The sequence below is a fragment of the Microvirga puerhi genome (assembly GCF_020089865.1).
In the GTDB taxonomy this organism is placed as follows: domain Bacteria; phylum Pseudomonadota; class Alphaproteobacteria; order Rhizobiales; family Beijerinckiaceae; genus Microvirga; species Microvirga puerhi.
This window is the reverse complement of record NZ_JAIRBM010000018.1, coordinates 54,670-76,059: the sequence shown is the minus strand read 5'-3', so window position 1 is coordinate 76,059 and position 21,390 is coordinate 54,670. Positions and strand designations below refer to the sequence as shown.

At 61.4% G+C, this 21,390-nt stretch carries 24 protein-coding genes; 10 read left to right on the top strand and 14 right to left on the bottom strand.

All coding sequences use genetic code 11. The annotated features are described in order from the left end of the window. Window positions 1–106 precede the first annotated feature (106 nt). The 10 genes from K9B37_RS19575 to K9B37_RS19530 form a co-directional block, all read right to left on the bottom strand. A complete protein-coding gene (locus tag K9B37_RS19575) occupies window positions 107–1,111 on the bottom strand; it encodes a helix-turn-helix transcriptional regulator (RefSeq protein WP_224315213.1) in 1,005 nt (334 codons plus the stop codon). Further along, window positions 1,087–2,259 (bottom strand): type II toxin-antitoxin system HipA family toxin, encoded by a 1,173-nt coding sequence (locus K9B37_RS19570; RefSeq protein WP_224315212.1) that lies wholly within the window; start codon window positions 2,257–2,259, stop codon window positions 1,087–1,089. Before K9B37_RS19570 ends, K9B37_RS19575 begins: the two co-directional genes overlap by 25 nt. 754 nt (window positions 2,260–3,013) lie before the next feature. Beyond that, on the bottom strand, window positions 3,014–3,817 hold the full coding sequence (locus K9B37_RS19565; protein ID WP_224315211.1) for a transporter substrate-binding domain-containing protein: 804 nt from the start codon (window positions 3,815–3,817) through the stop codon (window positions 3,014–3,016). A gap of 87 nt (window positions 3,818–3,904) precedes the next feature. Beyond that, window positions 3,905–4,573, bottom strand: a complete 669-nt coding sequence (locus K9B37_RS19560) for an amino acid ABC transporter permease (protein ID WP_439651761.1) — start codon at window positions 4,571–4,573, stop codon at window positions 3,905–3,907. A gap of 19 nt (window positions 4,574–4,592) precedes the next feature. Further along, on the bottom strand, window positions 4,593–5,228 hold the full coding sequence (locus K9B37_RS19555) for an amino acid ABC transporter permease (RefSeq protein ID WP_439651762.1): 636 nt from the start codon (window positions 5,226–5,228) through the stop codon (window positions 4,593–4,595). A gap of 101 nt (window positions 5,229–5,329) precedes the next feature. Then, complete coding sequence (locus tag K9B37_RS19550; RefSeq protein WP_224315209.1) at window positions 5,330–6,352, bottom strand: C-terminal binding protein; 1,023 nt, start codon at window positions 6,350–6,352, stop codon at window positions 5,330–5,332. Continuing rightward, window positions 6,352–8,784, bottom strand: coding sequence for a thiamine pyrophosphate-dependent enzyme (locus K9B37_RS19545; protein WP_224315208.1), 2,433 nt, complete (start codon window positions 8,782–8,784; stop codon window positions 6,352–6,354). The genes K9B37_RS19550 and K9B37_RS19545 overlap by 1 nt, the downstream gene beginning before the upstream one ends. 3 nt (window positions 8,785–8,787) lie before the next feature. Beyond that, window positions 8,788–9,585, bottom strand: a complete 798-nt coding sequence (locus tag K9B37_RS19540; protein WP_224315207.1) for an SDR family NAD(P)-dependent oxidoreductase — start codon at window positions 9,583–9,585, stop codon at window positions 8,788–8,790. 80 nt (window positions 9,586–9,665) lie between these two features. Then, complete coding sequence (locus K9B37_RS19535; RefSeq protein ID WP_224315206.1) at window positions 9,666–10,439, bottom strand: GntR family transcriptional regulator; 774 nt, start codon at window positions 10,437–10,439, stop codon at window positions 9,666–9,668. A gap of 202 nt (window positions 10,440–10,641) precedes the next feature. Next, a complete protein-coding gene (locus K9B37_RS19530; RefSeq protein ID WP_224315205.1) occupies window positions 10,642–10,788 on the bottom strand; it encodes a hypothetical protein in 147 nt (48 codons plus the stop codon). Window positions 10,789–11,242: 454 nt separating this feature from the next. On the opposite strand from K9B37_RS19530, the gene K9B37_RS19525 reads away from it, so the two are divergent. From K9B37_RS19525 to mnhG, 10 genes are all read left to right on the top strand, one after another. Then, window positions 11,243–11,452: a cold-shock protein gene (locus K9B37_RS19525; RefSeq protein WP_224315204.1), complete on the top strand. Its 210-nt coding sequence runs from the start codon at window positions 11,243–11,245 to the stop codon at window positions 11,450–11,452. Window positions 11,453–11,544: 92 nt separating this feature from the next. Further along, on the top strand, window positions 11,545–11,823 hold the full coding sequence (gene infA, locus K9B37_RS19520) for a translation initiation factor IF-1 (protein WP_224315203.1): 279 nt from the start codon (window positions 11,545–11,547) through the stop codon (window positions 11,821–11,823). A gap of 29 nt (window positions 11,824–11,852) precedes the next feature. Beyond that, window positions 11,853–12,116, top strand: coding sequence for a hypothetical protein (locus K9B37_RS19515; RefSeq protein WP_224315202.1), 264 nt, complete (start codon window positions 11,853–11,855; stop codon window positions 12,114–12,116). Between the two features lie 17 nt (window positions 12,117–12,133). Continuing rightward, window positions 12,134–12,364 carry a hypothetical protein gene (locus tag K9B37_RS19510; protein ID WP_224315201.1) on the top strand — a complete coding sequence of 77 codons (231 nt, stop codon included), beginning with the start codon at window positions 12,134–12,136 and terminating at the stop codon, window positions 12,362–12,364. A gap of 738 nt (window positions 12,365–13,102) precedes the next feature. Continuing rightward, window positions 13,103–16,042, top strand: a complete 2,940-nt coding sequence (locus K9B37_RS19505; RefSeq protein ID WP_224315200.1) for a monovalent cation/H+ antiporter subunit A — start codon at window positions 13,103–13,105, stop codon at window positions 16,040–16,042. Next, window positions 16,042–16,386, top strand: a complete 345-nt coding sequence (locus tag K9B37_RS19500) for a Na+/H+ antiporter subunit C (RefSeq protein ID WP_224315199.1) — start codon at window positions 16,042–16,044, stop codon at window positions 16,384–16,386. The genes K9B37_RS19505 and K9B37_RS19500 overlap by 1 nt, the downstream gene beginning before the upstream one ends. Beyond that, window positions 16,383–18,014 (top strand): monovalent cation/H+ antiporter subunit D, encoded by a 1,632-nt coding sequence (locus K9B37_RS19495; protein ID WP_224315198.1) that lies wholly within the window; start codon window positions 16,383–16,385, stop codon window positions 18,012–18,014. The genes K9B37_RS19500 and K9B37_RS19495 overlap by 4 nt, the downstream gene beginning before the upstream one ends. Then, window positions 18,011–18,499, top strand: coding sequence for a Na+/H+ antiporter subunit E (locus tag K9B37_RS19490; RefSeq protein ID WP_224315197.1), 489 nt, complete (start codon window positions 18,011–18,013; stop codon window positions 18,497–18,499). The genes K9B37_RS19495 and K9B37_RS19490 overlap by 4 nt, the downstream gene beginning before the upstream one ends. Beyond that, window positions 18,496–18,780: a K+/H+ antiporter subunit F gene (locus K9B37_RS19485; RefSeq protein WP_224315196.1), complete on the top strand. Its 285-nt coding sequence runs from the start codon at window positions 18,496–18,498 to the stop codon at window positions 18,778–18,780. The genes K9B37_RS19490 and K9B37_RS19485 overlap by 4 nt, the downstream gene beginning before the upstream one ends. Next, entirely contained in the window at window positions 18,777–19,148 is a 372-nt protein-coding gene (gene mnhG / locus K9B37_RS19480; protein WP_224315195.1) for a monovalent cation/H(+) antiporter subunit G, read from the top strand. Before K9B37_RS19485 ends, mnhG begins: the two co-directional genes overlap by 4 nt. 110 nt (window positions 19,149–19,258) lie before the next feature. Here mnhG and K9B37_RS19475 read toward each other — a convergent pair whose 3' ends face one another. From K9B37_RS19475 to K9B37_RS19460, 4 genes are all read right to left on the bottom strand, one after another. Beyond that, window positions 19,259–19,501, bottom strand: a complete 243-nt coding sequence (locus tag K9B37_RS19475; RefSeq protein ID WP_224315194.1) for a helix-turn-helix transcriptional regulator — start codon at window positions 19,499–19,501, stop codon at window positions 19,259–19,261. 307 nt (window positions 19,502–19,808) lie between these two features. Further along, window positions 19,809–20,045 carry a BrnA antitoxin family protein gene (locus tag K9B37_RS19470; protein ID WP_224315193.1) on the bottom strand — a complete coding sequence of 79 codons (237 nt, stop codon included), beginning with the start codon at window positions 20,043–20,045 and terminating at the stop codon, window positions 19,809–19,811. Window positions 20,046–20,254: 209 nt separating this feature from the next. Then, window positions 20,255–20,728: a VOC family protein gene (locus K9B37_RS19465; protein ID WP_224315245.1), complete on the bottom strand. Its 474-nt coding sequence runs from the start codon at window positions 20,726–20,728 to the stop codon at window positions 20,255–20,257. 250 nt (window positions 20,729–20,978) lie between these two features. Continuing rightward, complete coding sequence (locus tag K9B37_RS19460) at window positions 20,979–21,380, bottom strand: RidA family protein (RefSeq protein WP_224315192.1); 402 nt, start codon at window positions 21,378–21,380, stop codon at window positions 20,979–20,981. Window positions 21,381–21,390: the final 10 nt, after the last annotated feature.

Below are 21,390 nucleotides of genomic sequence, written 5' to 3'. Positions count from 1 at the left end.
CACGATTTCGGCCATGGCGAATCCGGCCAAATAGTCCCTATCTAAGGAGAGCCGGATGTAGTCCTGCTTTTTGCGCTGAGCATGCCGTAGGCATGCGAGCCCATGTTCACCCCATCCGGCTATGAAGCAAGCGATTGGTTTCAGCTTTCACGCGATTGACGCTAAGGCCCGTCACACCAAACCGCTCATAGAGCGAAGCAATCATCGGAAACAGATATTCGTCCAGCCGATCGGTGATCGTTCCCGCAGGCACCGTCACCTCCAGCACCGCCTCGTCACTGCGCGCGGCCTGCCCTTCCAGCAATAGATCGCTTAAAGGATTGGCCCACGACCGCAGGACGCGCCCACTCAACCCTGTATAGACGGCTCTGAACCGCACTGTGATAGGCTTGGCGTCGCTCTTCCACAGAAGGGATGCGAGTTTCTCCGCATGTAGCAACCCTTCGCCAAGTCGCCAGACCGGCAAGGTCGCATCGAAGATCGTCCCGGGCGGAAATGTGTCCTGTGCGTCCTCCTGATAGCCGCGCATTAAGAAGAGTTGCCCTGATGGCAATGCCCGCCAGAAATCCGCATGAGCCGCATCATTGAAGGTGCGCTCAACGCTAGGCTCTGCCAGCCAGCATTCAATCGAGCCGTCCATCTCCCGCGGCGCGAGCTCCGGCCGCGACATGACGACAAAGACGGGCCAGCTCGTGTAGCGCGTCACTGCTTGGCGCAGAATGTCCTCGTACTCGGTGAGATTGACAGTGCGTAGGTCACCTTCAAGACAATAATCGACGCGATACCAGCCGTGCGGGAAGCGCGCTGGGGCATCTGTCGGGAGGTCATCGACGAGCGTGCGCCACCGCTTGAACGATTCTTGTACGAACACATTCTGCGCACCGTCCGCGGATTTCTCATCGATCAGCCCGACGATACGCAGAATGTCGAATGCCTTGGTGAGGGTGAGTGTCTGCTCGGCTCGGTCGAATGCAGCAATCGTCGGCACGCTAACGCCAGCGAGCGCCGCATGCTCACGCTGCGTCATGCCTTCTGCCTTGCGGCGCCGCAGGGCCTCATCGACGAGGCCCTGCCAGTCGAGCGGGCCTATGCCCCTAGGATTCTCAGGCATGCGTTGCTCACAATCTCCGCGTAACGGGTTACAAATCCGTCGAACCCTTCGGCGTCCGGCAGGCGGATCACGGACGCGGCCTTCTTTGTCTGACGTCGAAGGTCGGCAAAGATCTGCTCAATCGCCCGGTCTGGGAGACCAATTTCCCGTCCAAAGTCCCGGAAGAGATCGCCGTCAATGGTATCGAGATGGACCTTTCTCCCATTGATCGAGAGAGCCAGGGTCTGGTCGAAGCCGTCATAGAAGGCCGTGTTCAGGATGTCGTACGCGGGTGACAGGCGCAGCCCCGTGGAAGTTTCTAACAGCGAAAAATTCTTCAGATGCGCATCGCAGTTTCCAATCAAGGCGAAAACGATCAGGCGGCGGAAAAACCGCGCAAGGTCGATCGCTGGCCGTGCCGAGTGCCGATTGATGATGGCTGCGACGTCCTCATAGCCAGCGTCATACTTACCTGCATAATCCTGCCCGCGAGGTTTGCAGAGAATCTGCGCGCAGTCCTCCAGACGCAGCTTCTCGCCGTTCGGGCCGCGGTCGAAGCGCTTGAGGACAAGAGCTTGCTCGTCGATGACCGGGATGAAGGCAAGCGTGAATTCGTTGACTTCCCGCGCTCCGAGCACGATGGCTGACCACCGCAAGCTCAGCGCCTCGTTGCGTACGAGCGTGGCTATCCGCTCCGAATTGAACTTGGCAATATAAGGGGCAATGCCGTCTGCGGCGGCGGGCTGGAACGGCTTCTTCGGTCCCGCACGTGAGACCAGAAGCTTTTTCTGAATGCCCGACACCGTGCGACCTGGGCTGGCCGTGGCCTCGGTGATCGCCGTCGGTGGCTCGCTCCCTTTCGGAGGCTTGACGCTGACGGCGCCGATACAGTCCGCGCCATAGCGCAGCAGCAAGCCGAGGTCGTCCTCCTCGACGACATGAGCGACGCGCGCCTGCTGCTCACGAAGCCAGCCTTCTGGCCCGAGATGTTGAAAAAACGGATGCAGTCCTTGCGCCCATTCATGCTCGCGGCGGGTAACCGACAAGCAGCAGGCAATGTCTTCGGCCCAGTCCGCGGCATAGCTGAATCGCGTCCCGCCGCTCGCCGTCTCTATCAACGTGCCGACAGCCCGGTCCTTGAATAGAATATCGGCCGCCCGGAGGGGCATGATGAAGTTTGCCTTTCTGTGCGCACAAATTGCGCCTCGATCAGCTCACGAGAGGAATTATAGTTTTCTATATAATAGAAATATTATAGAAAGTAAACTATAGTTTCTTTCCTAAAAAGAAACGCTGTTCGAGAAAAGCATGATTCTCCTCGAGGTTGCCTTGAAGTGCGCTCAGCCACTGAATGAAACCAGAATAGTGTTAAACTCGTGCCCCGTCCGGATCAACGTCGAAGGACGAACAAGGTTTTCGTCGTCAACGGGAGGAGCGTCATATGCGTTGCCCATAGAGGAGTTATGGACCCGGCAACGGTCCTGCGATCGCCGACTTGACGCGTCGGGTCGAGAGCCTAGCGACCATCTAAACCTGCCAAGCCAGGTTCGCGGTCAGAGGTGGCCTCCCCCCTCAAACTGTTTATGCAGCGAGCTGCTCAGTAAGTGAATGGCTCGAACTACAGGCATACTTCGCCTGTTCTTTGCGCTTGATCGCACGATAATCCCGCTCGGTACTCGAGAGCCCTCAGGTATTGTCTCATCCGGATTTCGAAAATAAGGACCTCAAGCCAAGCACCACCGCACGTGAAGTAGGACCGTCGAACGATTAGACGTCTGCCCTTGAACACGAGGTATTCCACCACCGTGACTCCCGTCACGATGGCTGAGATTTTGAAACGATGAGCCCACGACACATGCGGGCGCGGATGTGCTGCATCCTCTCACTTGCTCCTGTCACCCACCGCTGAGTCTAGTGATGCACTCAGAAGACCGGCAGCGGGATCATAGGCTGGCCATTGCGGTATTTACGGGAGATCGCGTCCAGCTCGCCGCTGTTCTTGATCTGATAGACAAACGTGTTCAGCCATTGCAGCAGGTCGGCATTACCGCGGCGGATGCCGATCCCGAAATGGGCTGCTCTCAGAGGGAATTTCTGCTCGTATTCCTCGCCCTTGGCACCCTTCCGGAGGTAGATTTCACCGTAATCTCCCCCGCCCATGGCGTCGATCTGTCCGGAAAGCATGGCCTGTGCGACCGATGGGCCGTCGTCGAACCGAAGCAGGGTCACGCCAGGCGGATTCATTTGCGTAAGAGCGCCGTCCTCGAGCGCGCCGCGCGTGACGCCGACCTTCTGACCCTTGAGGTCTTCCGGTCCCTTGATGTTGGCCGTCTTGGGGGCGATGAGGACAGCGGACTGGCCCGCGTACGGGATAGAAAACGAGACTTGGAGCGCCCTCTCCGCCGTGATCGAGAAGATTGCGACCACCATATCGACGCGGTTGCTGATCAGAGCAGGAATGCGCCCGGGGGAGTTCACCGTGACGAACTCGACCGGCACCTTGAGGTTCTTGCCGATGAGTTTCGCCACCTCGACATCGATGCCGGTCGGCTGGTTGTCAGCGTCGAGCATGCCGTAGGGTGGCACCGTCGTATCGATGGCGATGACGACCTTGCCGCGCTTGATGATCTCGTCTACCGTCTGAGCCTTGCCCGGTGCGGTCGACAGGCCGACGATGGCCATCGTCGCCAGCGCAAGCACGGACTTCATGATTCCTCGCATACCCATGATCTCCTCCCTCCATTTCAGCCCGCCATCGTGGCGGTCATACGTCGCGCACGGGTTCCTCGGACCCGCCCGCCGTACATCGTTGGGTCACATGGCCTGGATGTTCACGTGACCGACCTTCAATTGCCTTTCCAGATGGCTGCTAAGCAGTGACAGGGGCCAGCAGATCAGGAAGTAAATGCCCGCCACAGTTCCGAAGACGAGAACGGGCTCGAAGGTAATGGTGTTGATCTGGGCGCCGGCCTTCGCGAGTTCCGTGAAGCCGATCAGGGCCGCCAGGGAGGTTCCCTTCACGACCTGCACCATGTATCCGACCGTTGGTGGCAGAGCCATCCGCGCCGCCTGCGGAATGATCACCAGGATCAGCGTCTTGGGAAAGTTCAGCGCAAGTGATCGAGATGCATCCCATTGCCCTGCGGGAACGGCCTGGAGGCAGCCGCGCCAAATCTCGGCCAGGAAAGCGCTCGTCGACAGGGTGAATGCCAGCACGGCCGCAGTCCACGCGTCGATCCGAATGCCGAATAGGTTCAGACCGTAATAGAACAAAAGCAGCAGCATGAGGCCCGGTATGGCCTGCACGAATTGGATGTAGCCGGACACGATGTATCTCAGCGCCTTGAAGGGCGATATCCTCGCGATGGCGAGGACGAAGCCGACCGCTCCGCCGCCAATGAACGCGGCAAGCGATAGAGCGATCGTCCATCGGGCTGCCAGAACGAGAATCCAAACTTCATGGAGAGTGAAAGTTCTCAGCAATTCCCGCGCCTTTTCAAACTCATCCGCGCCTCGCAAATGCGAAGGCGTAGATCGATGTGAAGATCGCTCTGAACCCGAATACGATCGCCACGTACATGAGGGTCACGATCGTGTAGATCTCAAAGCTCCGGAAGGTTTGCGAATTGATAGTGTTGGCGACGGCCGTGAGCTCATCCGCGGCGATGGCGGAGACGATGCTCGATCCGAGGAGTACGAGAATGAACTGGCTCGTCAGCGCCGGATAGACCGCCTTCAGTGCTGGGAACAAAATCAGGAACCGAACGATCTGGAGCGGCTTCAGACCAAGCGCCCGTCCAGCCTCGATCTGGCCGTGTGGAATGGACTCGACCCCTGCCCTCACGATCTCAGCCGAATAGGCCCCCAGATTAATCACCATCGCGATCAGAGCGGAATTGTTGGGGCTGAGGCGCACCCCGAAGTGAGGAAGCGCAAAGAACACGAAGTAGAGCTGGATCAGGAATGGTGTGTTGCGGATGAGTTCTATGTAGGACGTTGCCAGCCACCGGATCGGTCGCGGACCGTATGCCTTGGCCACTGCACACGTCATGCCGATGACCAGGCCGAAGACCATCGTGAGCGCAGACAGGCGGATCGTCAGCGCGGCCCCGGAGAGAAGATCCGGAAAGTGGTCCATCACGGTGCCGAACTGGAACGTGTAGTTCAATGGGTCACCTATCCGCTGCTCCGGTCCGGACGCCCCAGGATCATGCCGGAATCTGTTAATCCTTCTCCACGCTACGCCAGGCGACGCACCAGAAACTCCCTATTGACGCAGTTGGAGAGATCGCCATTCCTGAGATGCTGGAGGACGGTCTTGACGCTCTTCACACGCATGTCGATGACGGACGATGGCGAGTAGAACGCAGCATGTGGCGTGAGAATGAGCCGTCCCGAGACCCAATCCTCGCCACGGCGCCACGCGTCGATCAGTGGATGTGTGGAATCGGCGGGCTCGGTCGGCAGCACGTCCAGCCCGGCGGCCATGATCCGCCGTGTCCTAAGTGCATCGTGAAGCGCGTCGAGGTCGACGATCGAGCCGCGTGCGGTGTTGATCAGGACGAGATCGGATTTGGCGTGCGCTAACGCCTCGGCACCCACGAGGCCGCAGGTCTCCTCGCTCGAGGGCGCGTGAATGCTGACCACGTCCGAGATCGCGATCAGTTCGTGGAGGCTCGCGCATCGCTGCGCTCCGACGGCGATCTCCATGCCGGATGGCAAGTATGGATCATGGAAGGCGATCCTCATGCCGAAGGAACGCGCACGGATTGCCGTGGCCAGTCCGATACGGCCAAGCCCTACGATCCCGAAGACCGCGTCCCGCAGACGGCGGACAGCAGGTGCGGTGCCTTGCGTCCAGCCGGTTGTTGGATCGGCCCTTATGGCGTCGTTGTAGGTGATCACGCCCCGCGTGAGTGCCAGCATCAGTCCGATGGCATGGTCGGCGACTTCCGAAGTACCGTAATCCGGAACGTTGAAGACGGCAGTGCCGTTGCGGCCCCAGGCCTCGAGGTCCAGCCCATCGTACCCGACCCCGGCCCGGACGAGTGCCCTGGCGTTCGGATATTCCGAGGGAAGCCCGTCCACGTCCGTACCAGGGGGTGAGTGAATAATGCCGTCGATGCTTGCACGAACGTCCATCGGCACGATGGACCGCGCGCCCGCATTGGCGGATTGGACGATGAGCGCGTCATCGCTGCCTATCGTCCTCCGCTCGAGCCGATCGTCGGTATGCCTGAACTGAGACAATAATATGCGCATCAATTCGCCTCCCGAACGATACCGATCGGAGATCCCATTGCGACCGTCGCCCCATCCCCTGCCAGTATCTCGGCGAGAACTCCGCTAGCGGGGGATTCAATCTCGACAACGGCCTTGTCTGTCTCGATGTCCGCCACGTGGTCGCCCTGCGCCACGCTGTCACCGCGGCGACGATACCATTTGACGAGCTTGCCCTCGCTCACCGTCAGGTCGCCGAAGGGCATCGTGATCAGAGTCCCTTCGGCCGTGCTGTGCGCGGGTGTTGGGGCCCCCATCTCGGGCCGGGGCCGATGTACGGGGGAAAGATTATCAACCTCCAGCGCCGCTATGCGTCCGGCATCTGGGGAGTGTCGGGCCGCGCGGTCGATCGGACTGACCTCGCCCCGCATGAGGAGTCTCGCGGCAGCGACGATCCGGTCAGTGGACACTAGCATGGCACGCTCAAGTGACGGCGCGAACGGATGGGTGACGGGTGCCGTATGAAGACGGGCGACGGGAGCATCCAGGTAATCGAAGCAGAGTTCGTTCATGGATTGGCCGAGTTCCGCTCCGACTCCGAACATCGCGTATGCCTCGTCGACGACGAGAAGGCGATGGGTGCGCCTGACACTATCAGCCACGGTGTCAACATCGAGTGGCTGAATGGTTCGGAGATCGATGACTTCGGCGGAGATGCCGTCCTCGGCCAGGGTGTCGGCGGCCTCGAGCGACCTGATGACGAGCTGTCCGGCGCTCACAATGGTGAGGTCAGTCCCCTTCCGGGCGATGCGCGCGAGTCCGAAAGGCACCAGATGTTCGCCTTCCGGCACAGGCCCCTTCGAAGAGAACAGCGCCTTCGTCTCCAGCATAATGACCGGATCGCGGGCTCGGAGAGCAGTCTTCATCAGTCCCTTAGCGTCGGCGGGCGTCGACGGAAGGCAGACCACGAGTCCCGGAACATGCGCCCATACCGGATGGTAGGTACCCGAGTGGTGCGGTCCCGCCGACCGCACGGCTCCCGCGCCGACGCGGATGACCATTGGAGCCTGCATTTGGCCGTTCGACATGTAGCGCAGCTTTGCCGCCTGCAGGACGATCTGTCCCGCCGCTTCGAACAGGAAGTCGGCGAACATCAGGTCTGCGATGCAACGGGTTCCCGTGGCGGACGCACCCAGCGCCGCCCCGGTGAAGCCGAGCTCAGAGATCGGCGTGTCGATCATGCGGTCCCCGCCGAACTCCTGGTACAGCCCTTTGGTATGCGCGAAAGTGCCTCCGCGCTCGCCTGTTCCTTCCCCGAGATAGATCAGGTTGCGGTCGCGCCGCATCTCCTCGGCGATCCCATCCCTGACGGCATCGAGCCAACCCGTCTCGGCGGTGGGACGCCCCCGCGGTATCGGTGCCGTCGCTTCGGGCGGATTGATCGGGTCCGCGAAAACGTGAAGCGAATAGGTCCTCGGCTCCGGCTCGGGCGACCGGCGCGCGTATTCGATCGCCGCCTTGACGGAGGCGTCGACGGAGGCATCGATCTGATCGAGATCGCGTCCGGTGACGATTGCGTAATCCTCTATGATCCGGCGCCTGAAGGTCTCGACCGGGCATCGCTTGGCCCACTCATCCACTTCCTTCTGCGTCCTGTACGTGCCTGTCACGGGGTCGCCCTCATGATGGCCGACGGTGCGGTAGGTTTTAGCCTCGATCAGGGTCGGCCCGTGTCCATCGCGGGCACGCTCCACCGCGTCGCGGGCCGCTTGCCAGACCGCCGCCACGTCGTTGCCGTCGACGGCAATGCCCGGGATGCCGTAGGCAGCTGCTCGGCTGGCGATCTCGGGATTGAGGGTGACCGACGAAAGTGCGGTTGCCGTAGCGTAGAGATTGTTCTCGCACACCAGCACCACGGGAGCCTGCCTTACCCCTGCAAAGTTCAGCGATTCATGGAAGGCAGCATGATTGGTCGCCCCGTCACCGAAGAAGGCGACGGAAACGCCATGCGTGCCTTGATATTTGGCGCTGATCGCCGCGCCGACCGCAGAGGGAATGCCCCCTCCCACCAAGCCGTTCGTCCCGAAGAGACCGATCGTTGGATCGTACAGGTGCATGGTGCCGCCGCGCCCACCGCAGCATCCATCGTGTTTCCCATAGAGTTCCGCCATGAGCACACGCGGATCCATGCCCTTCGCCAGCGCGTGTCCGTGACCGCGATGCGTGGACGTGACCCAATCGGTTGAGCGTAGATGGGCGCAGATCCCGGTGGCAGTCGCTTCCTGGCCCACATAGAGATGGAGGAAGCCCGGCGTTTCTCCCGTCCGGCACGCGACCTGGGCCGCCAACTCGAACTTCCTCAGCAGAACCATCGTCCTGTAGAGGTCGACCATCGCTTCGGCAGATAACCCGTCCGGCAGCGGAAGCCGGTTGCTCAGTTCTTGGCCACCGGTGTCCCGCTGCAATTGCGCCATGGCTCAAAAATCCCGTGCAAAGCCGGCGGTCCAACCGCCATCGATGGGAAGGACATGCCCTGTGATGTAGGAGCTTTCCGGAGCCGCGAGAAAAAGGGCCCCGTTCGCGATCTCCTGCGTCGATGCGGGTCTGCCGAGAGGAATATGCGACAGGAGCCTCGCATGGAGATCGAGCTCCTCGCTTTTTGCATCGCCAATCCAGTGCTTCCAGCCCTCGGTAGCAGTCGAGCCTGGAGCGATCCCGTTGACCAGAATGCCGTGAGGCGCCAGCTCGATCGCCATCGAGCGGGTCAGATTGACCACCCCCGCCTTTGCCGCGACGTAGGAGCTTTGGAGGCGCATGGGGACAAGACCGAGGACGGACGCGATGTTGATGATCCGGCCGGAGCGCTGGGACTTCATGTGCGGAATGACGGCACGACTGACCCGGAACACCCCCGTCAGGTCGATCCTGAGCATCTCGTCCCAAGTCTCGATGGGGAACTCGTCGATGGTCTTCCGGTCCGCTGCTCTCACCCCGATCCCGGCATTGTTGACGAGGATGTCGATCCGGCCCGCTGTCGCCGCAGCCTCGGCGACCGTCGCGTCGATGTGACGGCCGTCAGAGACATCCATTGCGAAGGCGAGATGACCTTTCTCGCATGGAACGGAGGTACGCGCGGCATCGGCCGCACGATCGATGTCGAGGTCCGTATAGATGACCCGCGCGCCGTTTTGCGCCAGCGTATCGGCGATTGAGCGTCCGATCCCTTGCGCCGCGCCAGTCACCAGTGCGACCTTCCCTTGGAGGCCGACCTGCATGGCGTTTCCCTCTGGGGCGCCCCGGCTTTCTGCCGGATTATGCCCTCAACTTGTTATAACAAGCTTTGTCCGAGGAATTGTCAAGGATCCCGCGCCGACGTGACGAGACGCGTGGACAATCGGGCCTGTGATGCGAGGGCGCGGCTATAGGCGATCTCGATGAGAGAAGCCCTCTCGTCGCGGTACAGCAACTGGGTCGCCAGGATGGCATCGCCGACCTCGCATCCGAGATCGCGGGCATCCTCCTCGGAGGCAAGCTCCGCCCATACGATCATCCGGACGTCCTCGATGTGGATGCCAAGTTCGCGCTGGAGAACGCGAAAGACCACCGCGTCGTTGAAGGCGCCGCGGGGCAGCCGTGACCCGACCTCCGGCCGGAAATAGATGATCGAGCGAGCATAGGGGCGTCCGTTGCGCGAAAGGATTCCACGCAGACAGTGGAGCCGTGTCGCAAGTGGTAACCCGAAATCTCTCGCATCCGGGGCGGAACGCTCCAGTTGCCAACTCTGGATGTCGAGGCGTGCGTCGCCGACCATCGCGACGATGTCGGCCAAGGATTCCATGAACCAGCCTTCCCTGCGGGGCGGAGCCGCGGCCGTGACGACTGGGCGACGGGATTGCGCCTTCCTGATGTAGCCGTCTGCCTCGAGAAGCCGGAGTGCATGACGTGTCGTGATGCGGCTGACCTGGAACCGATCCGACAGGGCCGCTTCCGACGGTAGTGAAGCACCGACCTTCCATCGGCCGACTTGGATTTCGTCCCGCAGCAGACCATACACGGAGAGATAGAGTGGCTGACGGCCCTCAAGCTGGCCCTGCCGAACGGTTTCAGCGTCCTGCTCCGAGATCTCCATCGCGTCTACCCTATGCGCCCTCTCGAAGCCGCGTCAGCCGATGTCAAACGATGATACATTAGCGCAAATGGAGACAGCGTGAACCACCTCGCACGCATCGTCCCCTTTCAGATGCCTATGACCCTTCACGCTAGACGCTGTGCGAATGGCGCACGGCGTATCGAGCGAGGTCGTCTCTCGATGTGGGAGCTGTGACTGGACGTTAGCCGATCATCTCGATGACGATCTGACGGATTTCCTCTCGCGACAGACCAGATTGTTGGGATTTGGCGGCGACCTTGGCCTGCGGAGCGTCTTTTAAGGGCCCCGGCTTGTGCTTCTGAAGCCGTTTCTGGGTAGAAGTAGACATGAATTTCCTGTCGCTGCATCACTTCAAAAATCGAGCAGCTTTTGTGTTTGAGGTCGTCGAATGCAGAGCAACGACGTGCTGGCGCCCGCCTGAGCGGGCTGGAAAATAACAAGCGATTGGAACGGAAAGCGGGCTCGGCGCTCGATCACGAGCGAGCAAGAGCAGGCCGAACACGTCGGTTGATCGGACTAAGATGGGGGATGACTTGGCCTTTTACAAGCTAAAACTGAGCCTCGGCAGAGAATAACGTCCTTCTTGCCCGGCTGCCTTGTATTCGCCTTAAGAGAGCACTAGATAGGCTCTATCGACATTTGGCCGGACAATCGGGCTGTTTCGCCTTGGTACGCCAGGCGCACGTTCAGACACTCTTCCAAACATCGACCAACCGGGCCGGAGGTCGTGATTTTCACGCACTTTGCCCACGTGCACTGACGCATAACCAAGGATGACCCCTATGATTTCGGGTACTGTTAAGTTCTACAACGATCAAAAAGGCTTCGGCTTCATTCAGCCCGACAACGGTGACAAGGACGTCTTCGTCCACGCCACGGCTCTCGAGCGCGCCGGCATCCGCGGCCTTCGCGAAGGTCAGAAGGTTACCTTCGACACGGCAGAAGACCGCCGTAGCGGCAAGGTTGCCGTCAACAACATCCAGACGGCCTAAATCTTTATCAAAACAGGCGGCGTGAGACCCACGCCGCTTGGCAAAGCCGCCCCTCGGGAGCGGCTTTTTTGTTTTCACCGAAGGATTTTGCAATGGCTAAGGAAGAATTGATTACATTTGAGGGCGAGGTCGTCGAGATCCTGCCGGATGCTCGCTACCGCGTGAAGCTGGAGAGCGGGCATGAGATCGTCGCCTACACGGCCGGCAAGATGAAAAAGAACCGCATCAAGACGCTCGCGGGCGATCGCGTCACGGTCGAGATGTCACCTTATGATCTCGACAAGGGTCGGCTTATCTTCCGTCACAAGGACAGCGGATCAACGGGCCCTCGCCCGGCGGCACAGCGCCGTCCACAGTTCCGCCGTCGGTAAGGTGCCGCGGATTTGCGGGGAAAATGACGATGCGCGAAAAGACCTGGACGTTCGAGGCCGGAGACCGCGTACCGGAATGGCTCATGCGGCAAATCAATTGTGTACTGCGGTTTGATCGCGACGCCGTCGTCGTCGAGAAGAACAGCGAGTACCAGATCTACCCGACCAGTACGATGGGCGCTGACGACACGATGGTTCTCGCTGAGATCATTGATCAGCGATGTGATGCTGAGGTCGAGCACGTTCTGCCAATCCGGACACATACGGCTCCCCGGTCGATGTCTCTCAATTAATCTCGAAAGGCTTCGCCATGAGCCACAAGTATTCCATTGGCCAGTTGGTTCATGCTGCTGGCACACACTTCGCTGACCGCACAAGCGGCATCTACGAAGTCATTCGTCTGATGCCCGAAAGCAACGGTGAGTTCAGCTACAGGATCAGGAATACCGCAAGCGGGACCGAACGCGCCGCAAGCGAGTCACAGATCCGCGCGGCTGCTGCCGGGCAAAGCGTCCTGACGCCCATCCTGAATGATCGCTGACCCCATTTGATGGCGGTCAGAACATGGCATCATCGTGTCTACGAAACTGTCCAGCGTCGGCCCCTGAGGTTCGGGCTGGACTGCGCTCCGGCACATCAACGTAAATGGCCGAGCCGCCACGACATCCGGCACTTGGATGATGTCGCGGACATCCTTTTCGGCTGGGAGCAGTAGCTGTAGCGGTCGATCAGGATGGCTGTCTCCTGGATGGGCTTGGCCAGACCCGGCGTGATACGAATGCGGTCGAACGCCTCCTGAATAAGCAGGACTACCAACCGCTGCGACGTATCATCGACAAGCTCGCACGAGGGCCTCAATAGCCGGGCAAATTCACATCTGCAGTGCGTCAGTGAGAATGGGCAATGCGGGGCTCTCGATCGTCCAGAGGCCTGAAGTAGCTTTTGAAATGTCTCCTCGACCGAGCGCCCCCGTTCACTCTGCTTTCTCCGCTCTACTCTTTTACTCATCCTCCCCGTCTTAATGTCATAGCGGGACGTCTGCGGCCGGCCTCGCCCTCTGACCCCATCAGCTGCCTGAGTTTGCCTCAGCGCGACTGATGCGACTTAATGAGACAATACCGCTGCACTGCTACCCGCGCCGGTCCAGCCCTACCCTGACGTAAATTTTATCGGGCAGGCCCTTGGTCTGGGCGCATATGTCAACCATATTGGGCGATATCGCCCCATCGTTTCGGAGTTTCGCCCCGCACTTTCCACCCGGAAGGAGACCGCTCAGCTCATGTCCAGTGGCATGCCCCTCCTGGCCATCGTCGCCCTTCCTTTTGTGGGGAGCGTCGTTGCCGCCTTCTTGCGGCAAGATGCCAGGAACGGCGCTGCCTTCCTGGCTGGAGCCGTGGCCCTCTGCAGCGCTACCCTGACGGTCGCTCAATATCCGGGCGTTCATCATGGCGGCGTTCTGCGCATGAGTGTCGCGTGGTTGCCGACCCTCGGTATCGATTTCAGCTTGCGCATGGACGGCTTTACCTGGCTGTTCACCATGCTGGTGACCAGCATCGGCTTCCTGGTCGTGCTCTATGCCCGCTACTACATGTCGCCCGCCGACCCGGTGCCGCGCTTCTTCGCGTTCCTGCTCGCTTTCATGGGCGCCATGCTGGGCATCGTGCTCTCGGGCAACCTGATCCAGTTGGTCTTCTTCTGGGAGCTGACCAGCCTGTTCTCCTTCCTCCTCATCGGCTACTGGCACCACAATGCCAGCGCGCGCGACGGCGCGCGCATGGCGCTGACGGTCACTGCCGCCGGGGGATTGTGCCTACTCGTCGGTGTCTTGCTGATCGGCCACATCGTCGGCAGCTACGGCGTGGATGAGGTGCTGGCCTCCGGTGGCCGCATCCGCGGCAGCAGCCTTTACCTGCCGGCCCTGATCCTGGTCCTGCTGGGGGCGCTGACCAAGAGCGCACAGTTCCCGTTTCACTTCTGGCTTCCGCACGCCATGGCCGCACCCACGCCGGTCTCGGCCTACCTCCATTCGGCCACCATGGTGAAGGCGGGCGTATTCTTGCTGACCCTGCTCTGGCCTGTCCTGTCCGGCACGGAAGCGTGGTTCTACATCGTAGTGTCAGCTGGTCTCTGTACGCTGCTTCTCGGAGCCTACGCGGCGATCTTCCAACAGGATCTGAAGGGCCTGCTTGCCTATTCCACTATCAGCCATCTTGGCCTGATCACGCTCCTGCTCGGGCTCGGAAGCCCGCTCGCCGCTGTTGCCGCCATCTTCCACACCATCAACCATGCCACCTTCAAGGCGTCCCTATTCATGGCCGCCGGCATCATCGACCACGAATCCGGCACCCGCGACATCCGGCGCCTGAGCGGGCTGTTCCGATTCATGCCGATCACGGCCACCCTGGCGATGGTCGCAGCCGCTGCCATGGCTGGCGTGCCGCTGCTCAATGGCTTCCTGTCCAAGGAGATGTTCTTCGCCGAGGCGGCCGCCTACCACGTCGACTCGCTCCTCGATCACTCCCTGCCATACTTCGCCATGCTGGCGAGCGCCTTCAGCGTGGCCTACTCCCTGCGCTTCATCCACGGCGTGTTCTTTGGCCCACCTCCGACGGACCTGCCGCGCACGCCACATGAGCCGCCGCACTGGATGCGCTTTCCCGTCGAGCTCCTCGTCCTGGCATGTCTCCTCGTCGGCGTCCTTCCGGCAATGACCATCAAGCCATTCCTCGCCACGGCGGTCCGAGCGGTCCTGGGTCCGGATACACCCTACTACAGCCTCGCCATATGGCACGGATTCAACGAGCCTCTGATTATGAGCATGATCGCCCTGACCGGCGGCGTCATCCTGTACTGGCTGTTGCAGGGTTATCTCGCGAAGGGCCTCGACGGATCACCCCTGGTGCGCCGCCTCAAGGGCCAACGCCTCTTCGAACAGGTCCTCGTCACCCTGTCCTGGAAATGGGCCCGCTCCCTGGACCGTCTGTTCGGCACGCAGCGGCTTCAGCCGCAACTGCGGCTGCTCGTGGCCTTCGCGGTGATTGCGGCGCTCTGGCCGCTCTACCGGCATGGGCTTGAGGCTGGCGCACTCCCGGGGACTGCGTTCGACCCGGCCTTCCTGCTGCTTTGGATAGTCGGAGGCATCTGTGCCATCGGCGCGGCCTACCAGGCCAAGTTCCATCGCCTCGCTGCCTTAGTGCTATTGGGCGGGGCCGGACTGGTGACCTGTATCACCTTCGTCTGGTTCTCCGCGCCGGACCTCGCCATCACCCAGCTTCTGGTCGAGATCGTCACGACGGTACTGATCCTCCTTGGCTTGCGCTGGCTGCCGAAGCGGATCGAGGTCGTGGGCGAAGAGCTCTCGATGGGAACCAGAGCCAGGCTACGGCGGGCCCGAGATCTGATGCTGGCCCTCGCAGCCGGGGCAGGCATGTCGCTGATCGTCTATACGATGCTCACGCGGCCTCTGCCGGATACCATCGCGCGCTATTTCGTCGAGAACGCATATTCCGGGGGGGGCGGTCGCAATATCGTCAACGTCATCCTGGTCGATTTCCGTGGCTTCGACACCTTCGGCGAGATCGTGGTTCTCGCCATCGTGGCGGTCACGGTCTTCTCGCTCCTGCGCCGCTTCCGCCCGGCGCCGGAAAGCGTTGAGGCGCCGGAGCAGCAGCAGGCCCAGGACGCCTATGACAGGGCCCGTCCGGACCGAGCCGTTGGCGACACCCTCGCCGATTACCTCACCATCCCCGGGATCATCATGCAGTGGCTCTTCCCTGTGATCGGAACTGTCGCCGTGTATTTCTTTCTGCGCGGGCACGATCTGCCGGGCGGAGGTTTCGCGGCCGGTGTCACGATGTCGATCGCCCTCATCCTGCAATACATGGCGGGCGGAACGCGCTGGATCGAGGCGCGACTGCGGATCCGTCCGATCCTCTGGACGGGGCTGGGCCTACTCTGCGCCGCCTTCACGGGCATGGGGGCATGGGTGTTCGGCTATCCGTTCCTGACCTCCTATTTCCGGTACTTCGACCTGCCTGCCATCGGCAAGGTGCCCGCCGCCACCGCGCTCCTGTTCGACCTCGGCGTCTTCACGGTCGTGGTGGGCTCCACCGTGCTCATTCTGATCGCCCTGGCGCACCAGTCGCTTCGCGTCCCTCGTTCGGTACGCGCTCCAACGACGTCCGCGGAGCCGCCTATGATAGCGAAGGAGGAAGTGTGATGGAGCTCATCTTCGCGCTCGCAGTCGGCATCCTCACCACTTCCGGCGTGTGGCTTCTGCTGCGTCCCCGAACCTTCCAGGTCATCATCGGCCTGTCGCTGCTGTCCTATGCCGTTAACCTGTTCATCTTCGGCATGGGTCGCCTGCGGGTCGGGGCGCCACCGGTCCTCGAAACCACCGAGGCCATCGACCCAGCGCTTTTCACTGATCCCCTGCCGCAGGCGCTGGTCCTTACCGCTATCGTCATCAGCTTTGCCATGACGGCCCTGTTCCTCGTCGTCCTGCTGGCCTCGCGGGGCCTCACGGGAACGGATCACGTGGATGGCCGAGAGGATGTGCGATGACGGGTATGCTCGATCACCTCATCATCATGCCGATCCTGCTGCCGCTCGTCTCCGGGGCAGTGATGCTGCTGCTCGACGAGCGTCGCCGCACTCTCAAGGCCGGAATCGGAATTGTGACGACAGTCACCCTGTTGATCGTCTCTATCATCCTGCTGCGCCAGGCCGACATGCCCCTTGCCGGGACGGGCGGATCGGCCGTGAAGGTCTATCAACTCGGAAACTGGCCAGCGCCCTTCGGCATCGTGCTGGTGCTCGATCGCCTCTCCGCCCTCATGCTGGTGCTGACGAGTGTGCTGGGCATCGCGTCGCTCCTGTACGCACTCGCGCGCTGGCATCGCGCGGGGCCGCGGTTCCATACGATCTTCCAGCTCCAGCTCATGGGCCTCAACGGCGCCTTTCTGACCGGTGACCTCTTCAATCTCTTCGTATTCTTCGAGGTGCTGCTCGCAGCCTCCTATGGCCTCGTCCTGCACGGGGGTGGGGTCATGCGGGTCAGGGCGGGGCTTACCTACATCGCCATCAACCTGACAGGGTCCTTCCTTTTCCTGATCGGCGCGAGCCTGGCATATGGTGCCACAGGGACGCTCAACATGGCGGATCTTGCTCGCCGTGTTCCTACCTTAGCATCAAGCGACGCGACGATGTTTGCCGCCTCGGCAGCGGTTCTCGGCACTGCCTTCCTGTTGAAGGCCGGCGCATGGCCGCTCAACTTCTGGCTCCCAACCACCTACGCGGCCGCTTCCGCGCCGTCTGCCGCCATGTTCGCCATCATGAGCAAGCTCGGCGTTTACGTGATCCTTCGCCTATGGACGCTGATCTTCGGCACCGAGGCAAGTTCCCTTGCCGGGTTCGGCGGGGAGTGGCTGCTGTTCGGAGGTATGCTGACCATCGTATTCGGCACGGCAGGCATTCTGGCGTCACAGTCCCTGACGCGGCTCGCGGGTTGCAGCGTACTCGTCTCGTCTGGGACGCTGATCGCGGCCATCGGCACCGGGAGCGGCGCGGTCATAGGCTCGGCCCTGTTCTATCTCGTCAGCTCCACCTTGGGTATTTCTGCCCTCTTCCTGCTCGTCGAACTGGTCGAGCGCCTGCGCGATCCCGGAGCCGATGTGCTGGCCGTTACGATGGAGGCCTATGGCGAGGGCGATGAGGACTATCCGGAGGACGAGGTCGGCGTGGCCATTCCCGCCACGGTGGCCCTCCTCGGCGGCAGCTTCATCGCCTGCACGTTGCTCTTGGCCGGGCTGCCGCCCCTGGCCGGCTTTATCGGTAAATTCGGCATGATGGCGGCTATGCTGAAGATGGACGGCCCTGCGGTCCAGCCGTCGACTTGGATTCTGATCGGCCTCCTAACAGCGTCGGGCTTGGCGACGGTGATCGCCATGACACGGACCGGGATCAGCAGCTTCTGGGCCCGCATGGATGACAGCGTTCCCCGGGTGCGCGTCATCGAGATGGCTCCGGTATTGTGCCTGTTGCTGCTCTGCCTTGGCCTGACGGTCGCCGGCGGGCCGGCGATGCGCTACATGGAGGCGACGACGCAGGCCCTGCAGACTCCGCAGGATTACGTCACGGGTGTGCTGTCGGCGCCGAGGGCCGGGTCGCGCGAGGGGGGGAGTGGTCCATGAGCTGGCTCTTGCCCTACCCCCTCCTCTCGGCCGCCCTGCTCGTCCTGTGGCTCCTGCTGAATCAGAGCGTCTCATCTGGTCAGATTGTCCTTGGTGCCGTCCTCGCTGTTCTTGCCTCCTGGGCGATGGCAGCCCTGCGGCCTGAGAAGCCGCACATCCGTCGCCCTGGGGTAGCCCTGCGTCTTGCAGGCATGGTGCTGATCGACATCCTCCGCTCCAACATCGCCGTCGGCCGCATCATCCTCGGTTCCCGGCAGCCCGGTATGAACGCCGGCTTCCTGTCGATCCCGCTCGAGCTGCGCAGCCGCCATGGGCTCGCGGTATTGTCCATCATCATCACCTCGACGCCCGGAACGATCTGGGTGAATTACGATGCCGCCCAGGGAACCCTGTTGCTGCACGTTCTGGACCTGAGCGACGAAACCGCGTGGATCCGGCTCATCAAGGACCGCTATGAGCGGCGGCTGATAGAGATCTTCGAATGAGCGCTCTTGCTATCCTCGGATGGGCTATCATTGCCGCCCAGGTCATGCTGGGCTTGTCGATGTGTTGCGCCACCTACCGCCTCGTCGTGGGACCACGAGCGCAGGATCGGATCCTCGGATTGGACTCTCTCTACGTGAGTGCCATGCTGATGCTGATCACATTCGGCGTCCGTACAGGCAGCACGCTGTATTTCGAGGCCGCGCTCGTCATCGGCCTTCTCGGATTCGTCTCGACCGTGGCGCTTGCCAAGTTCCTGATGCGTGGAGAGGTGATCGAATGAGTGCAACAGGGACCTTGCCAGCTTGGGCCGCGCTGCTGACCGCCTTCTGCCTGCTGGTCGGAGCAACCGTCACCCTGATTGGATCGCTCGGGCTGCTCCGGCTTCGCACGTTCTATGCCCGCGTTCATGCGCCCACACTCGGCACGACCGTTGGCATGGCAAGCATTCTGGCCGGATCAGCACTCTGCTTCAGCGTGCTCGAGACGCGGCCGGTCGTTCACGAGGTCCTGATCGCCGTATTCGTCACCCTGACCACGCCGGTGACCTTGATGCTGCTCGCGCGGGCGGCGCTCTACCGCGACCGGAGGGAGGGTATTAAGGCCGTTCCGGCAGCGGATGTGGAGGTGGATCAGACCCCACCTGGATAGGGACAGACCGCACGCGTGATGATCCATCAGGCAATCAGCCCCACCGCGACTGGGATACCGGCCTATAGGTTCTAGCACAGGCTTTCGGTGATCGAGGCCGTGCTCAGCTTCTAGCCAATGGGCTTCCGAAGTCGCACTCCGGGACCGGCCTCGTCGGAAGGGATCAGCAATGCCCCGCCTCTCTCCAAGGCCGCCACGACTTGGTTCGCCGTCGTGGGATGGAGATGATGACGACTATTTTCGAAGTCTCGGATGGTGCTGCGCGAGACCTCCGCGCGTTCGGCGAGTTCCTCCTGGGTCCAGTCCAGGAGGCCACGGGCGGCGCGGCACTGCTCGGGGGTGAATAGCGGCATTCGGAATGCTCTGGCTCCGACCTGAAGTTGCCCATTATGGTTGAATCTAGGCCGTTTCATGCCGGGTGCAAGGGAGCGGTGGTCCGGCTGAACGTGGCATCATCCCAAGCGGTAAGGATAGACCGGCTTGGCCGATCCCAACGAGGTGCACGGGAGAGAACGCAGCCTGGAGCTTGCAGTCCGCACAAGTTCAGTGAACGGGGCCAGGACCTTGGGCAGCCACGCCCGGGACGTTTACCGAGAAGATTGCAGCCTGTGTCGTCCTACTCAGTATTGGAGTTCCTCTGTTCACGAGACAACTCCTACCCTACTTACCTGCCGCCTTCCGTAACGCGACATTGATGCGGTCTTGCCATCCCGGGCCGTCCTGCTGGAAATATTCGAGCACATCCTGGTCAATGCGCAAGGTAACGGTCTCCTTGACGCCTGGGATGGATGGAGCCTTCGGAGGGCCTTCGATCGGCTTTGTTGTGACCTTTTTGAAGGCAGCTTCCGCGGCCTTCAAAGGATCAGGTGGGCGGCGTCCCCCTGGCGACCTCGACATAACATCTTCCTTCCTGTTGGCCGCCACCGTCGAAGCGGCATCTTACAAGCCTAGTCGTATCACAAAGCCTGTTTCAGGTCAGACCAGGATACCCCCGCACCCTCCAAATTCTCGCTCTGGTCGAGCTGCCGAGTCCCTGTGCCGAGCCTGAGAATTGCCAGGAATGGACAGCTGCTGGTGGCAACTTGGTCAGCCTCTGCGATGGAACATCAACCGCGTCGCGCCGCCTCGATCGCGGCGATGTCGATCTTCTTCATGGTCATCATCGCATCAAACGCGCGTTTGGCCTCAGCACCGCCTGCCGCCATCGCTTCCATCAGAATGCGCGGCGTAATTTGCCAAGACACGCCCCATCTGTCTTTGCACCAGCCACACTCGCTCTCCTGGCCGCCGTTGCCGACGATGGCGTTCCAGTAGCGATCGGTCTCTGCCTGATCGTCCGTGGCGATCTGGAACGAGAAGGCCTCGTTATGTTTGAACGCCGAACCTCCATTGAGTCCGATACAGGCAACGCCCGCAACCGTGAATTCGACGACCAGCACCTCACCCCTTTTGCCGTCCGGGTAGTCACCCGGCGCGCGGTGTATCGCCCCCACCGCACTGTCAGGAAAGGTCTCGGAATAGAAGCGGGCGGCAGCCTCGGCATCCTTATCGTACCAGAGGCAAATCGTATTCTTCGCCATTGCGTGTCCCTTTTGCTCTGAAGCCAATGCACTGCCCCTTTTCCCACTGCTCTTCGAAATAGGCAACACGCCGCCATTCTCCCCCCGAATGGGTAAATCAGGCCAGCAGAGATCCTTCGAAATGATCCCGAACAGGACCCCGAACGTTGCCGGCATCATGCCGTGCTCTCACGGGTCAGTGCGACAAGAGCGCATCCGGTCGACTATTTCGGCAAGAGCGAGACCAGTCCGTGCGCAGATCCGCTAAAAATTACGGAGCCCCGCGTGCAGGGCGTGCCGCCCACGCCTCGACCTCAACAAAATATTCCGGACGGATCATAGCGGAAACGTAGGCGAACATGGAGGCAGGTGGCTCGTCGTTATGAAAACTGCGCCAAATCTGCACATAGCGCTCGCGCTCGATCGGCTGCGTGAGCCACATGTTGATTTTGAACACGGCCCGATGATCGAGCCCCTCACTTTGCAGGATGCGCGTGACATTCGCGAATGCGTTGGAAAGCTGCTCTTCGACGGTGTCCGGCAGGGACCCGTCCTCAGCAAGACCGACCTGACCTGCGATGGCCAGAATGTCGCTGCCGGCTGGAATGACCGTCAGGTGATGGTAGCGGCCAACGGGCGGAGCGAGGTTTGGTGGATTCTTTCTTTCGATCATTGTCTGGACG

What these genes read in the sequence shown, in the direction of transcription:
- K9B37_RS19495 (WP_224315198.1), top strand. Translation starts at nt 16,383, where the DNA reads ATGACGGGTATGCTCGATCACCTCATCATCATGCCGATCCTGCTGCCG.
- K9B37_RS19540 (WP_224315207.1), bottom strand. Translation starts at nt 9,585, where the DNA reads ATGCAGGTCGGCCTCCAAGGGAAGGTCGCACTGGTGACTGGCGCGGCG.
- K9B37_RS19565 (WP_224315211.1), bottom strand. Translation starts at nt 3,817, where the DNA reads ATGGGTATGCGAGGAATCATGAAGTCCGTGCTTGCGCTGGCGACGATG.
- K9B37_RS19525 (WP_224315204.1), top strand. Translation starts at nt 11,243, where the DNA reads ATGATTTCGGGTACTGTTAAGTTCTACAACGATCAAAAAGGCTTCGGC.
- infA (WP_224315203.1), top strand. Translation starts at nt 11,545, where the DNA reads ATGGCTAAGGAAGAATTGATTACATTTGAGGGCGAGGTCGTCGAGATC.
- mnhG (WP_224315195.1), top strand. Translation starts at nt 18,777, where the DNA reads ATGAGTGCAACAGGGACCTTGCCAGCTTGGGCCGCGCTGCTGACCGCC.
- K9B37_RS19550 (WP_224315209.1), bottom strand. Translation starts at nt 6,352, where the DNA reads ATGCGCATATTATTGTCTCAGTTCAGGCATACCGACGATCGGCTCGAG.
- K9B37_RS19460 (WP_224315192.1), bottom strand. Translation starts at nt 21,380, where the DNA reads ATGATCGAAAGAAAGAATCCACCAAACCTCGCTCCGCCCGTTGGCCGC.
- K9B37_RS19490 (WP_224315197.1), top strand. Translation starts at nt 18,011, where the DNA reads ATGAGCTGGCTCTTGCCCTACCCCCTCCTCTCGGCCGCCCTGCTCGTC.
- K9B37_RS19530 (WP_224315205.1), bottom strand. Translation starts at nt 10,788, where the DNA reads ATGTCTACTTCTACCCAGAAACGGCTTCAGAAGCACAAGCCGGGGCCC.
- K9B37_RS19465 (WP_224315245.1), bottom strand. Translation starts at nt 20,728, where the DNA reads ATGGCGAAGAATACGATTTGCCTCTGGTACGATAAGGATGCCGAGGCT.
- K9B37_RS19545 (WP_224315208.1), bottom strand. Translation starts at nt 8,784, where the DNA reads ATGGCGCAATTGCAGCGGGACACCGGTGGCCAAGAACTGAGCAACCGG.
- K9B37_RS19570 (WP_224315212.1), bottom strand. Translation starts at nt 2,259, where the DNA reads ATGCCCCTCCGGGCGGCCGATATTCTATTCAAGGACCGGGCTGTCGGC.
- K9B37_RS19575 (WP_224315213.1), bottom strand. Translation starts at nt 1,111, where the DNA reads ATGCCTGAGAATCCTAGGGGCATAGGCCCGCTCGACTGGCAGGGCCTC.
- K9B37_RS19515 (WP_224315202.1), top strand. Translation starts at nt 11,853, where the DNA reads ATGCGCGAAAAGACCTGGACGTTCGAGGCCGGAGACCGCGTACCGGAA.
- K9B37_RS19500 (WP_224315199.1), top strand. Translation starts at nt 16,042, where the DNA reads ATGGAGCTCATCTTCGCGCTCGCAGTCGGCATCCTCACCACTTCCGGC.
- K9B37_RS19485 (WP_224315196.1), top strand. Translation starts at nt 18,496, where the DNA reads ATGAGCGCTCTTGCTATCCTCGGATGGGCTATCATTGCCGCCCAGGTC.
- K9B37_RS19505 (WP_224315200.1), top strand. Translation starts at nt 13,103, where the DNA reads ATGTCCAGTGGCATGCCCCTCCTGGCCATCGTCGCCCTTCCTTTTGTG.
- K9B37_RS19470 (WP_224315193.1), bottom strand. Translation starts at nt 20,045, where the DNA reads ATGTCGAGGTCGCCAGGGGGACGCCGCCCACCTGATCCTTTGAAGGCC.
- K9B37_RS19555 (WP_439651762.1), bottom strand. Translation starts at nt 5,228, where the DNA reads ATGGACCACTTTCCGGATCTTCTCTCCGGGGCCGCGCTGACGATCCGC.
- K9B37_RS19475 (WP_224315194.1), bottom strand. Translation starts at nt 19,501, where the DNA reads ATGCCGCTATTCACCCCCGAGCAGTGCCGCGCCGCCCGTGGCCTCCTG.
- K9B37_RS19535 (WP_224315206.1), bottom strand. Translation starts at nt 10,439, where the DNA reads ATGGAGATCTCGGAGCAGGACGCTGAAACCGTTCGGCAGGGCCAGCTT.
- K9B37_RS19510 (WP_224315201.1), top strand. Translation starts at nt 12,134, where the DNA reads ATGAGCCACAAGTATTCCATTGGCCAGTTGGTTCATGCTGCTGGCACA.